The 12,256-nt window shown below is 57.7% G+C and carries 11 protein-coding genes and 1 pseudogene; 2 read left to right on the plus strand and 10 right to left on the minus strand.

Going from position 1 to position 12,256, the window contains the following annotated elements; translation table 11 throughout:
- A pseudogene (locus NW837_RS03600) lies at positions 1-320 on the minus strand (GTPase ObgE); the annotation flags it as partial.
- A gap of 214 nt (positions 321-534) precedes the next feature.
- On the opposite strand from NW837_RS03600, the gene NW837_RS03605 reads away from it, so the two are divergent.
- Entirely contained in the window at positions 535-1,503 is a 969-nt protein-coding gene (locus tag NW837_RS03605) for a 30S ribosomal protein S1 (protein ID WP_414329312.1), read from the plus strand.
- A 330-nt stretch (positions 1,504-1,833) separates the two neighbouring features.
- Here NW837_RS03605 and NW837_RS03610 read toward each other — a convergent pair whose 3' ends face one another.
- The 3 genes from NW837_RS03610 to NW837_RS03620 all read right to left on the minus strand — a co-directional run bounded on the left by NW837_RS03610 (position 1,834) and on the right by NW837_RS03620 (position 4,347).
- Positions 1,834-2,706 carry a hypothetical protein gene (locus NW837_RS03610; protein WP_414329313.1) on the minus strand — a complete coding sequence of 291 codons (873 nt, stop codon included), beginning with the start codon at positions 2,704-2,706 and terminating at the stop codon, positions 1,834-1,836.
- A gap of 44 nt (positions 2,707-2,750) precedes the next feature.
- Positions 2,751-3,719, minus strand: a complete 969-nt coding sequence (locus NW837_RS03615; protein ID WP_414329314.1) for a CobW family GTP-binding protein — start codon at positions 3,717-3,719, stop codon at positions 2,751-2,753.
- A gap of 181 nt (positions 3,720-3,900) precedes the next feature.
- A complete protein-coding gene (locus tag NW837_RS03620; RefSeq protein ID WP_414329315.1) occupies positions 3,901-4,347 on the minus strand; it encodes a VOC family protein in 447 nt (148 codons plus the stop codon).
- 195 nt (positions 4,348-4,542) lie between these two features.
- Here NW837_RS03620 and topA point away from each other — a divergent pair, with 195 nt between their 5' ends.
- Complete coding sequence (topA, locus tag NW837_RS03625) at positions 4,543-7,332, plus strand: type I DNA topoisomerase (protein ID WP_414329316.1); 2,790 nt, start codon at positions 4,543-4,545, stop codon at positions 7,330-7,332.
- 49 nt (positions 7,333-7,381) lie between these two features.
- On the opposite strand, the gene NW837_RS03630 is transcribed toward topA, so the two are convergent.
- The 6 genes from NW837_RS03630 to grxD all read right to left on the minus strand — a co-directional run bounded on the left by NW837_RS03630 (position 7,382) and on the right by grxD (position 11,787).
- Positions 7,382-7,594, minus strand: a complete 213-nt coding sequence (locus NW837_RS03630; protein ID WP_414329317.1) for a hypothetical protein — start codon at positions 7,592-7,594, stop codon at positions 7,382-7,384.
- Between the two features lie 37 nt (positions 7,595-7,631).
- Entirely contained in the window at positions 7,632-8,801 is a 1,170-nt protein-coding gene (locus NW837_RS03635) for a SpoIID/LytB domain-containing protein (protein ID WP_414329318.1), read from the minus strand.
- A 42-nt stretch (positions 8,802-8,843) separates the two neighbouring features.
- The gene (locus tag NW837_RS03640; RefSeq protein ID WP_414329319.1) at positions 8,844-10,400 is read right to left on the minus strand and encodes a B12-binding domain-containing radical SAM protein; all 1,557 of its coding nucleotides are present in this window, start codon (positions 10,398-10,400) and stop codon (positions 8,844-8,846) included.
- Positions 10,401-10,727: 327 nt separating this feature from the next.
- Positions 10,728-11,084, minus strand: coding sequence for a phage holin family protein (locus NW837_RS03645; RefSeq protein WP_011433930.1), 357 nt, complete (start codon positions 11,082-11,084; stop codon positions 10,728-10,730).
- A 44-nt stretch (positions 11,085-11,128) separates the two neighbouring features.
- The gene (locus NW837_RS03650) at positions 11,129-11,419 is read right to left on the minus strand and encodes a BolA family protein (protein WP_414329320.1); all 291 of its coding nucleotides are present in this window, start codon (positions 11,417-11,419) and stop codon (positions 11,129-11,131) included.
- Positions 11,420-11,448: 29 nt separating this feature from the next.
- Positions 11,449-11,787, minus strand: a complete 339-nt coding sequence (grxD, locus tag NW837_RS03655; protein ID WP_041437553.1) for a Grx4 family monothiol glutaredoxin — start codon at positions 11,785-11,787, stop codon at positions 11,449-11,451.
- Positions 11,788-12,256 lie beyond the last annotated feature (469 nt).

Below are 12,256 nucleotides of genomic sequence, written 5' to 3' on the forward strand. Positions count from 1 at the left end.
TCGCCCAACAATTCCCCCGTCTCCGCATTGAACACCACAGTACCGCAGGGCACCCGCACCAGCCGATCCGCACCACTGGCCCCGCTGCGATGGTTGGGCCCCCCTTTGGCCCCGTGTTCCGCTTTGATCACCGGTTGAAAGCGAAAATCCAACAGAGTTTGCAGGCCGGGATCGGCCACCAAGATCACCGAGCCGCCCCGCCCGCCATTGCCGCCGGATGGCCCCCCAGCCGGCACATACTTCTCACGGCGGAAGGCAACGATGCCATCCCCGCCATTTCCCCCTTGCACTTCAATTTCGGCTTGGTCGATAAAGTGCAATCGTTCTTCTCCCAAATCTTCTATCTTCCAGCTTGGCAAGATCCCCGGAAAACTTGCCACAAAAGACGCTCCTCTAAGCTACGATAGTATTTCCCAGCCACATCCCCCACAGGTGGGAAAGTGGGAGAGTGAATGCACTCTCATCTGGGATTCTGCTAAACTCAACTGGCCTTCTACCCTTTATCCCGCGCAACTGATCTGTTACTGCACCCCTATGAGTCGATTCACCGCTGCCGATGTAGGTTTTACCACTGAAGACTTTGCCGCCCTTCTGGATAAGTACGACTATCACTTCAGCCCTGGCGAAATTGTGGCGGGTACAGTATTCTCGGTGGAGCCACGCGGTGCTTTGATCGATATTGGGGCCAAAACGGCTGCCTTTCTGCCGCTCCAGGAGATGTCGATTAGCCGCCTGGAAGACCCGCACGAGATGCTGCAGCCGGGAGAAACCCGCGAGTTTTTTATCCTCACCGAAGAAAACGAAGAGGGACAGCTGACCCTCTCCATCCGCCGCATCGAGTACATGCGGGCCTGGGAACGGGTACGGCAGCTCCAGAAAGAAGATGCCACCGTTCGCTCAACCATTTTTGCTACCAACCGAGGTGGAGCCCTGGTGCGGATTGAGGGGCTGCGGGGCTTTATCCCCGGATCCCACATCAGCAGCCGCAAGCCAAAAGAAGAGCTGGTGGGCGAAGAGCTGCCCCTGAAGTTTCTGGAGGTGGACGAAGACCGCAACCGCCTGGTGTTGAGCCATCGCCGCGCCTTGGTGGAGCGGAAGATGAACAAGCTGGAAGTGGGCGAGGTGGTGGTCGGCACGGTGCGGGGCATCAAGCCCTATGGTGCCTTTATCGATATTGGCGGCGTCTCCGGCCTGCTGCACATTTCCGAGATCTCCCACGATCATGTCGATACGCCCCACAGCGTCTTCAACGTCAACGACGAAGTGAAGGTGATGATCATCGATCTGGATGCGGAGCGGGGACGGATCTCGCTGTCCACCAAGCAACTGGAGCCCAATCCCGGCGACATGATTCGGGATCCCAAGCTGGTTTACGAGAAGGCCGAGGAGATGGCAGCCAAGTACCGCGAGCAACTGTTGGCCGCTAAGCAAGGACAAGCGGCAGAGGCCCCACCGGAAGTGGTGGAAGAGGAGCTGGAATACGCGGCGGCGGCTGTGGAATGATCACAAACTTTGCGTATTTCTGCCTGCTACAAGGCTTAGCTAGGCCGCCGAGAAGCCCCGCCCTCTCTCGCTTTAGCGGCGCGGAGCGCTTTGCATCAGCATGAGTGCGGGAGTATGTCACGGCATGAGCCTTTGGTTCCATCAGTGTGAGTGGGGAGCTGAGGAGCGATCCATAAGCCCGTGGGGGCGGGGGCAGTCCAAATGTCCGAAGAGACGGGTACTGCTGCTGTGGCGAGGTAGGCTAAAACAGGAAGTGCGGCTGGCGTTCACGTAGTGTTGCCAACCTGCGCCAGTAACAGGAGTCCCCCACTTCTGAGCTTGAGGATCCTGTCAAAGACTGTAGATCTGCCCATCCATGAGCAGATGGGTGATGCCTTTCTTTTGCAGTTGGGTGCGCACAATCTCCAGAATGTAGCCGGGAAACTGGATTACCCGGTAGGGTGGGTAGGTGTTGCTGCCCCGACGGCTCATTTCGGAAAAGCGACGGGCCACCTTGTGGTTGTCGAAAATGGGCAGCGTATTGGCGTTGTCGATCCCTTCGATGGGCAGGGATCCGGAGCCAAAGAATTCCTTAAGGGGGCGGGTGGTCAGTTCTTGGTAGCGGTCAACAACGACGTAGCAGGTTTCCGGTAGGGTGAGCTCTTCCAGGGGTAATACCTGAATTTGATAGCTGGGATCGGTGAGGGGATCCTCTTCTGGCCCATCTTCATCTTCTAGGAGATAGTCAGGGTCGTCCTCATCCTCGTCTTCGAGGTCACGGTCTTCTTCGGTCTCTTCCTCATCCTCTTCCCCGACATCCTCCACATCTTCCTGAAGCTCAGCCGCCAACTGCAGTTCTTCTGGGGGCAGTTTTGGCAGAGACTCTGTTCCAGCGGTGTTATCCTCGCCTTCGTCGTTTGCGTTCGGCTGCAGCGAGGGAGATGAAAAAGGCAGCTCCGGCTCCAGCGGCAAAATCTGCTGCTCTGGGGCTGGGATCCCGCCAACAACAGCTTTTTCCCCCATGTCTTTGCGGCGGGCAGCCGAGCGTTTGAGATGGATCAACCGCTGATACTCATCGGCAGCGATATTTTCCTTCAACACGCGGGTGATGGTGGTGATGCTCACCTGAAATTGCTCCGCCAATTCGACGGCGGTCGCTGCCGAGCCGCGGTAGGCGCTAACAATTTGCTGTTGTTCTTGCTCTGAAAGTTTGCTGCGAGCCATCCCAGATCACCCAATCCAAAAACCGAAAAAACTGAAGAGGATCCTTAGCCAGCGGCGGTTGCCCCGCACACCCGGCTGAGGCCGGCAGCCAGCTGTTCCGGCTCCAGCCCTTTGCCAATCAACACAATTTTGGACAAGCGGGGCTCATCGGGATCCCAGTCCCGTTCCAGAAAAAGGGTTTGCCGCTGGCCCACTTGATGGAAGATAACCCGCTGCGGCTCATCCAGAACCGACAGCACCCCCTTGGCGCGAAAAACGGTCTCGGACAAGTCTTGTAGCCAATCGCGAAAGGCCCCCAAATCCAGCGGCTGCTGCAGTTGAAAGCTCACCGATTGGATCCCGTCCTCCTCCAGGTGATGGCTGGGGTGGGCCTCAGTCCCCGAATCGGGGAGCCTGGGATCCCACAATTCTGGGCGGAAGGCATGCACATCCAAGATGCGGGCCAGAGGCACCTGGGCATGGGTGGTGAGCAGGCAAGGGGCAGCGGGGTTGTAGCGGCGCAGATCGAGAAGGATCCGCTCTCGTTCGGCTTCGTCGATCAAATCCACCTTATTGAGCAACAAAATGTCAGCGCTGCCGATCTGGTGGGCGGCGGTTTGCGAGCGCTGGAAATTGCGCCAGTATTCGGCACCGTCAACCAAGGTCACCACGCCATCCAGGCGCAACTCCTCATGAAAGACCCTCTGCACAAATAGCTCGGTCACCTGCCTGGGATCCGCCACGCCGCTGGTTTCCACCACCAGATAGTCCAACGCCTGGGCATGCTGGAGCAGCTGGCGGGCCGCCCGTTCAAAATCCTCTCGCACCGTGCAGCAGAGGCAACCATTGTTGAGCTGCATCAGCCCCCCCTCGGGCATGTTGACCAACTCGCCATCGATGGAAATCTCGCCAAACTCGTTGAGGATAACCCCAATGCGCAACCCATGCTCCTCTTCCAAGATGCGCTTGAGCAGCGTGGTTTTGCCACTGCCCAAAAAACCTGTCAAAATCGTCACCGGAAGCTGAGCTTTCATATCAGGTGAGGCTGAACTGACAAGCGGCCAACAAACCCTTCTCTCAAGTTCCCCAGAAGCTCTACTAGCTTAGCTTTAGGGTTGGCTCTCCAGGATCTGGACAAGGGGGAACGACCGCTCCCACCCAAATTAGATCCTCTAACCCATCAACTAGTTATCCAACTATTTTTTATTTATTAAATTAATTAATGTCCTCTGGGCGTTGGGGCAGACTCTCTCCTGAGGATCCCTGGGGACGAATGAGCTCGATCGGCAGGCCATCGGGATCGGCGATGAACGCCACTTCATAGACCTGGCCCCCAATTTGCTGGAGCTGGGGCGGCAGCAGCAGGGTAAGGGGCACTTGCGCTCGCAAATGTTCTAGGTAGTTGGCCAGGGATCCCCATTCGGGGCCCACCTCAAAAGCGGGGTGATAGTAGCCCACATAGTGGGGATCCCCAAAGGGATCCGGGGCAGGATGGGGCTGCGGCACTTGCATCAGCTCCAAACGCCCCCAGGGGCCGCGCATCCAGCAGGCCAGCGTGATCCCGGCAGTAAAGCGTTCTTCCACCGCAAAGCCCAGCCCCTCGTAAAAAGCGATGGAGCGGAAGATATCGGCGGTGCGAATGGAAAAATGGTGTAGTTTCATCGTCCTGTAAAGCAGCCAGATGGGGCCAGACCGCTCGGATCATCGCCGATGACGGCTGGTCAAGCGCAGACAGACTTGCTACGCTCCAGAAAAGTAGGCTGTCTATCTTAAGCACCTCTTGCAGTGTATGCTGGCCCGCCCAATCCTTGGGGCGGGAAATGCGACAACCTAAGCCGATTGCTGCCAACCTCAATTATGCCTAAGCTGGTCATTGTCGAATCTCCCACCAAAGCCCGTACCATCCGTGGGTTCTTGCCTGCGGGGTATGAGGTTCAGGCCTCGATGGGACATGTGCGGGATCTTCCCGATTCGGCATCTGAAATTCCAGAAGAATTGAAAGGAGAAGAGTGGAGCCGCCTGGGGGTCAATGTCCACGCCGACTTCGAGCCCCTCTACGTCATCCCCAAGGACAAAAGAAAGGTGGTCAAGGAGCTGAAGGAAGCGCTCAAGAAGGCGGACGAGCTGATCCTGGCCACCGACGAAGACCGCGAAGGGGAAAGCATTAGCTGGCACTTGCAGCAGGTGCTGCAACCCAAAGTGCCCACCCGCCGCATGGTGTTCCACGAGATTACCCGCGAGGCCATTCAGGAGGCGCTGCAAAACTGCCGTGAGGTGGATGAACAACTGGTGCGTGCCCAGGAGACCCGCCGCATCTTGGATCGCCTGGTGGGCTATACCCTGTCGCCGCTGCTGTGGAAAAAAATTGCCCCCAAACTCTCGGCAGGGCGGGTGCAGTCGGTGGCGGTCAAGCTTTTGGTGGATCGAGAGCGGGAGCGGCGCGCCTTCAGAAAAGCCTCCTACTGGGATCTCAAAGCGGAGCTGCAGCCCAAAACGACCGTCGCCGGCCAGCAGGCTGTCTTTCCAGCAGAGCTGGTGAGCTTGGGTGGCAAACGCCTGGCCAATGGGCAAGACTTCGATCCCAGCACCGGCCAGCTCATTGCCGGGCGGGATGTGGTGTTGTTGGATCAGGCCCAGGCCGAGGCCCTGCGGGATCGCTTGCTGGGAAAAGCCTGGATCGTCAGCTCTGTGGAAGAGCGCCCCTCCACCCGCAAACCTGCCCCTCCCTTTACCACCTCCACCCTGCAGCAGGAGGCCAACCGCAAGCTGCACCTGTCGGCCCAGCAGACGATGCGCATTGCCCAAAAGCTCTACGAAGAGGGCTACATCACCTACATGCGCACCGATTCGGTCCACCTGTCGGAGCAGGCCATCCGCGCTGCCCGCGCCTGCGTGGAGTCGATGTACGGCAGAGAATATCTCAGCCCCGAGCCCCGTCAGTACACCACCAAAACCAAAGGGGCGCAAGAAGCCCACGAGGCCATTCGTCCTGCTGGATCAGAGTTTCGCCTGCCCAGCCAAACCCCCCTCTCCGGCCAGGAGCTGGCCCTCTACGACCTGATCTGGAAGCGCACCGTCGCCAGCCAAATGGCTGAGGCGCGGCAGACCCACACCATCGTACTCATCGCCGTAGACGATGCGGTGTTCCGGGCCAGCGGCAAGCGCATCGATTTTCCCGGCTTTTTCCGCGCCTATGTGGAGGGATCCGACGACCCAGAGGCGGCTTTGGAAGATCGGGAGGTGCATCTGCCTCTGTTGCGGCAGGGGGATCCCCTCCGCTGCCAGAAGCTGGAACCCGTTGCCCACGAAACCCAGCCTCCAGCCCGATATACGGAAGCCTCCTTGGTCAAGGTGTTGGAAAGTGAGGGCATTGGCCGCCCCAGCACCTACGCCACCATCTTGAATACGATCATGAGCCGTGGCTACGTCAGGCCGATGGGAAGTGCCCTCGTGCCCACCTACACGGCTTTTGCAGTCACCGAGCTACTGGAAAAATACTTTCCCAACCTGGTGAATACCCGCTTCACTGCCGAGATGGAGCAAACGCTGGACGACATTGCTTCTGGACAGGCGGAGTGGCTGCCCTATCTGCGCCATTTCTTCTTGGGCGAGCAGGGTCTCGAGGGACAGGTGAAGGCGCGCGAGCTGGAAATTGATTCCGGCCTGGCCCGCTCCATCCATCTGGAGAACCTGCCTGTCAAGATCGGCATTGGCCCCTATGGCCCCTATGTAGCAGTTGAAACTGAGTCTGGAGAGGTGCGCGCCAACCTGCCGGAGGATATTCCCCCCGCCGATCTGAGCCCAGAACACATTGCGGAGCTGATCCAGCGGAAGCAAGAAGGCCCCAAGCCCATTGCCTTTCACCCGGAAACCCAGGAGCCAATCTATGTGATCCCGCAGGGCCCCTATGGCCCCTATGTGCAGTTGGGAGAAGTTTCTGAGGACAACAAAAAACCCAAGCGCACCTCCCTGCCCAAAGGGTTGAAACCGGATCAGGTCACGCCAGAGATTGCCTTGGGGTTGCTGAGCTTGCCTCGCACCTTGGGGGAACACCCGGAATCGGGGAAAAAAGTGCAGGCCGGTATTGGCCGCTTCGGCCCCTACGTAGTCTGTGATGGCGATTTCCGCTCTCTGCCCGCCGAGGAGGATGTGCTGACCATCAGCCTGGAGCGGGCGCTGGAGTTGTTGGCCCAGCCCAAGAAAGGCCGTGGGCGCGGCTCTGCCAAGCCCTTGCGGGAGCTGGGATCCCATCCTGAGGATGGTGAGCCGGTCAATCTGCACGACGGCCCCTACGGGCTGTATGTCAAACATGGCAAGGTCAATGCCTCTTTGCCCAAAGGGATCCCTGCCGAAGCGGTTACCCTGGAAATGGCCCTGCAGGTGCTGGCTGAAAAAGAAGTCTCTTCTGCAGAGGTCAAGGGGAAAAGCCGCTCGACCGCTTCTGCAGGTAAAGCCCAAGCCAAAGCTGCCTCCAGCAGCCCTACAGCCCAGCAGGCCGGAAATGCTGTGCCGCAGAAGCGGCGTAAAGCGCAAACCACTTCCACTGGCAGCGGGATGGCCAAAGAGCCGCAAGCCCAAGCGAATGGGTCAGCCCAGGTGGGATCCCGTCCCACCATTGTGAAGATCACCCCCAAAGCCCCCGCCTGAGGTCAGCTTCTTGGGGTGCGATGGCCCAAGGTCGCCTGCTCAAGGTGGCTCAGGGATCGGCTATGTAGCAGCTTTGCTGACGAAACAACTGCTCCAAGGGCCACAAGCAGCGGCCACAGCGGCTTCCCGATTGGCAATGCACCCGCATCGCTTCTGCAAACGGCAAGGGATCCTGCTGCTGGCGCTTGGGAATCTGGGCGTGTTCCAGCTCACTGCAGTAGCAGTAGGCAGGATGGCGACGATGGGGGTGTGCAAGGGACACGGGAGTAAATGAGAGTTGGAGTCGGGGCCAACAGCCTTCAGCTCAACGTTATCACCTGGGTGCCGGGGAAGTAGTGATTGAGAATTTGCGGCGCCGTGTAGCCCTGCTCGGCCAAGCCGCGGGATCCCCACTGACACAGTCCCACCCCATGCCCGGCTCCGCGATAGGTGAAAAGGTACACTTCCTGCTGGCCGGCCTTTGGCTGGAGACGTTCCCACGTGAAGCGGTTGCTGGGGAGGATCCCCCAACCCAGGGTTTGGCCAAGGCGCAGCACAAACTCTTGGCCAGTCAACAGTTGGGATCCAACGCGGATGCGCAGGGGGCGACCCCAGGGATCCGACTGCACAATCTCCAGATCGCCGTTGCCGAAGGCTGGCTCCAACTCCCGTCGGCTGAGCCGGACGCTGTGAGGGCCATAGAAGGGAGAGGCGCGACACCCGTCACAGATCACCCCTTGTAGGTAGGGGCGGGCGGGTGGGGCAAAAATATCCTGATTGGCGCTGGTGTGGCCCCCACAGGTGGAGTGAAACAGAACCTCTATCGGCTGGCCGGCATGGGTTAGGATCTGCCCTCGGGTTGCCCGCACCGCAGCAGTGGTCGCCGCCGTCTCATAGGCCAGGCCACCATAGAACTGGTGGGCGGTGGAGTCTTGCAATGGCCTTATCGGGGCAGAGGGCCATTCTCTTCTGGGGCCGGGGCACAGATGGGGAACGGCCAAGGTACGGGCCAAGATGGCTTGCGCCTGCAAGGCGGCAGCTGGCCAGTCGGCGGGCATTTCGCTGGGCACCAAAGCCAGCAGATAGTCTTCCAACTTCACCCAATTCACCAGATGCAGGCGACCTAAACCCTTGGGACGAATCTGTACCCAGCCCCGATAGCGACGCTCCTCCCCTGCGAGGGAGCGCAGAGCTCCCCCCTGTAGCCAAAGGGATCCCTGGTAGCGACGAGGCTGTCCCGGCCCGGTCAGAAGGAGCTCTTGGCGGCGAACCTGTAACTTCCAGGTGCCTGTTGGAAAAGGCTGCTGATTTAAAACAAAAGGGCCCATCAGCTCCAACTCGGCCAAGGGATCCGCACTCCAGCGGCTGAACAGCTCCACGGCCAGCCAATCTCCGCGCCCGGACGTTTGGGCCTGCCGAGAGCCTCCCCAAACAGCCCACAGGGATCCCAGCACCATCGCCCCCAACTGTCGTCGCCGCATAGGCCCCATCCGGGCATCCTCTATCGATAGACCATTCCCCCAGAAATACTGTCAAGATGAGCTGGCCAGCAAAGGATCGTATCCCAGTTGCTGGGTAAGCCGGGCGCGGGCCAATTCCCGATATTCCCAAAAGTGTTCTCCTGCAGCGCAGAGGCCCAAATATAGGTTCAGCAGGCTCGGTTTCTGTCGCCAAATCGTCCATAGCTGCCGCCAAAATTGGGCGCGGATTTCGGGATGAAGGATCCCTTGCCGCCAGATGAGTTGTAGAAGCAGGTGGATCCCTTTGCGAAGGGGCAGCTTCATCATTTGCCGTCGGCCATCTTTGATGCCGATATTCAGGCACTGTTGCAGGCAGCGAGATAAATATCGCGCAGGATCATACAGTTTCCAAAAACTTTCCAGATACTCTCGGGCAATCTCCGATAGAGAACGGGTGGGAATGAAATTCATCAGCGTATTTTGATCGCCGAACTCAGTCACGCCGATCCCTTCCAGCAACCGTTCCTCTTTCTTCAAGCGATTCCAGAGCTGTGTGTTTGGCAAAGCCTGTAAAATGCCCAGCATTGGCTGAGGAATACCGGTTTGCTCGACAAAAGCCTGAATGCGCTCCCCTGCTCCTGGCCGCTCTCCATCAAAGCCCAGAATAAACCCAGCATAGATCAGCAGTCCAGCATCGTTGATCTTGCGACAGGCCTCCACCAAAGGGTGGCGGGTATTCTGGAGCTTTTGGGTCATCTGTAAGCTGTCTTGGTCTGGAGTCTCAATGCCCAAAAAGACAGCATAGAAACCCGCCTCTACCATTAACCTCATCAGTTCTTCATCTTCGGCCAGGTTAACCGAAGCCTCTGTCATAAAGGTAAATGGGTAATTGCGCTCCTGGCTCCAAGGGATCAGCTCTCGCAAAAATCGCTTGACGTTGCGCTGATTGCCGATAAAATTGTCATCCACTACAAATACCGAACCCCGCCAGCCCAAGTCATAGAGGGCCTGTAGCTCAGCTAGCATTTGACTTGGCTCTTTGGTTCTTGGCTTGCGTCCGTAAAGAGAGATGATATCGCAAAACTCACAATTAAAGGGGCAACCTCGTGAAAACTGGACTGACATCATGAAGTATTGATCCATGGGCAGCAGATCAAACCTTGGCAAAGGACTTTGGGTTACATCCGGTTTTTCCGCAGCCCGAAAAATGCCCGACTCTTGCCCAGCTTCTAGAGCCTTGACAAAGGCCGGTATGGTCACTTCCCCTTCATCCAAAACCAAATAGTGAGCACCAGATTCCAGGGCATCCTGTGGCACAGAAGTTGGATAGGGTCCGCCCACCGCTACTTTTTTGCCCAACTGCACCGCTTTGCGAATGAGGGCGTGGAAATCCTGCTTCTGCACCAACATGGCTGACAAGATCACCAGATCGCACCACTGCCAATCGGCTTCTGTTTCATCAGCTACATTGCGATCCACAAAGCGAATCTCCCAGTGTTGGGGCAGCAAAGCAGCAACGGTGATCAAGCCAAGAGGTGGCATTAGCGCTTTTAGCCCCACCATCTCAATGGTGCGATTGTAAGACCAGAATGATTGAGGAAAACGCGGATAGAGCAGCAACGCCTTCATACCAACCAGCTCCTGAGTTGCAGATCGACCAACTTGATCCCCTACTGGTTTCCTATCGATTTGCTAGGCTTAGATAAAGCAGCCACAGATCAAACGCCTGCTCGCAATATCCTGCTGATGTTAGCCATTGGCAGATCTTGTGCAGGCTATCTGTGGAGAATCCTATGGTTCTGCGGCAAAAACTTAGCGGGCAGGGCCAATGGAGTAAAGCTTATCGGGATCCCTTAAAGTTGGTTTTGGTTATCGTCGGGCTGAGTGTTGACGTTCCCCTAGCGTACCCCCTGCAATCTTGAACCAAACCCTGCCCTCTCACGGCTGGGGACGAAGTCAGTTCGGCGCACCTTGCTCAAAAACCTGCTGAACCAAGCCGCTGACGATGGAAAGTACAATTGCGCCGATAAACGCCCAGCCGAAATTATCGATGTTGAAAGCATTCCCGGCCAGCTTATCGGCAATGGCTAGACAAATGCCGTTCAAAATCAGCCAAAACAAACCCAGGGTAAGAACCGTAATCGGCAGGGTGATCAGCCGGAGAATCGGCCTAACCAAACCATTGACCAGACCAATGGCCAGAGCCGCCACCAAAGCCCCGCCAAACCCGGAGACGTGGATCCCGGGCAAAAGCCAAGCCAGGATCATTACACTCAAGGCTGACATCAGCCAGGTGGCCAAAAGAGTTGCCATGCTCCCTCCTCTGCCCTGATAGGGCCGCGATTTTGCCCTCTATGCTAGCTGATCTCCTCAGGGATCCCTTGCGCAGAAACCTCTTCAGGGCTGTAAGTTTGCAGGGCCAAAGCATGAATGCTCCGCCCCATGTGTTCCGCCAGAGCGGCATACACCAGGCGATGTCGCTGTAGGGTCGTTTTGCCGACAAACGAAGGCGACACTACTTGAACTCGGTAGTGCCCTCCTGTCCCGCCCCCGTGGCCGATGTGAAGGTGGGACTCATCCTCCACCTGCACATGAAGAGCCTGCAGCTTCTCCATCAGGTGCTGCCGAAGGTAGTCGGGGGTAAGCATGGCAACCCCTCTGGATGAGATGGGATCCCTTAAGATTGAGCCGTGGCCTTAGCAAAGGCTGCCTCGACCAGCGGACGCAGCTCGTTGCGGGCGTGCATCTCTTGGATGATGTCGCAACCACCCACAAACTCCCCATCAATATAAATCTGCGGGATAGTAGGCCAGTTGGAAAACTCTTTAATCCCCTGGCGGATCTCAGGATCCTCGAGTACGTTAATCGCCGTGTAGGGGAAGCCCAAACTATCCAGCACACGAACGGCGGCATAGGAAAACCCACATTGGGGCATTTCCGGGGTGCCCTTCATGTAGATGAGCACCTTGTGGGTGCGGATTTGCTCACGGATTTTCTCTTCCAAAAGGGGATCCAGCATGGTGTTCAGCCACTATAGCGACAACAGTCGATAGGCAAACTGGCATCCTATCGAGATCTCATTTTCGTCTACTTTTAACATGCTCGACACTTTTCCCACGGTTGGGCCGAGAGATTCTCTCATAGACTCTGTTCTACGGACGCCACCAGCAAGCCCCATTGCCCAGGGCTGGCCCAAGCCCCCAACCTATCCAGGCAGCGACCCCAGGATCCATGTTAATTTCTACACCAACATGGTTAGCGACAGGGTCGGCGACAAACCTCAAACCCTGATTCTTCCGTTGACCCGGTCGATCCCGCTCTGGGCAAGGGTTTCAGGCCCCTCGGCGGAGAAAAATAAGGGGAAATTGCAGCCGTTCGCGCCAGCGGGACGGAGGCCTTTCGCGCCAGCGGGACGGAGGCCTTTCGCGCCAGCGGGACGGAGTCCTTAAACGAGACCCTGTCGATCTAGGCCCCTGGATCCCGCT

The sequence above is a fragment of the Synechococcus sp. R6-10 genome (assembly GCF_047461815.1).
Lineage (GTDB): Bacteria > Cyanobacteriota > Cyanobacteriia > Thermostichales > Thermostichaceae > Thermostichus.

What these genes read in the sequence shown, in the direction of transcription:
- NW837_RS03605 (WP_414329312.1), top strand. Translation starts at nt 535, where the DNA reads ATGAGTCGATTCACCGCTGCCGATGTAGGTTTTACCACTGAAGACTTT.
- NW837_RS03610 (WP_414329313.1), bottom strand. Translation starts at nt 2,706, where the DNA reads ATGGCTCGCAGCAAACTTTCAGAGCAAGAACAACAGCAAATTGTTAGC.
- NW837_RS03615 (WP_414329314.1), bottom strand. Translation starts at nt 3,719, where the DNA reads ATGAAAGCTCAGCTTCCGGTGACGATTTTGACAGGTTTTTTGGGCAGT.
- NW837_RS03620 (WP_414329315.1), bottom strand. Translation starts at nt 4,347, where the DNA reads ATGAAACTACACCATTTTTCCATTCGCACCGCCGATATCTTCCGCTCC.
- topA (WP_414329316.1), top strand. Translation starts at nt 4,543, where the DNA reads ATGCCTAAGCTGGTCATTGTCGAATCTCCCACCAAAGCCCGTACCATC.
- NW837_RS03635 (WP_414329318.1), bottom strand. Translation starts at nt 8,801, where the DNA reads ATGGGGCCTATGCGGCGACGACAGTTGGGGGCGATGGTGCTGGGATCC.
- NW837_RS03640 (WP_414329319.1), bottom strand. Translation starts at nt 10,400, where the DNA reads ATGAAGGCGTTGCTGCTCTATCCGCGTTTTCCTCAATCATTCTGGTCT.
- NW837_RS03645 (WP_011433930.1), bottom strand. Translation starts at nt 11,084, where the DNA reads ATGGCAACTCTTTTGGCCACCTGGCTGATGTCAGCCTTGAGTGTAATG.
- NW837_RS03650 (WP_414329320.1), bottom strand. Translation starts at nt 11,419, where the DNA reads ATGCTTACCCCCGACTACCTTCGGCAGCACCTGATGGAGAAGCTGCAG.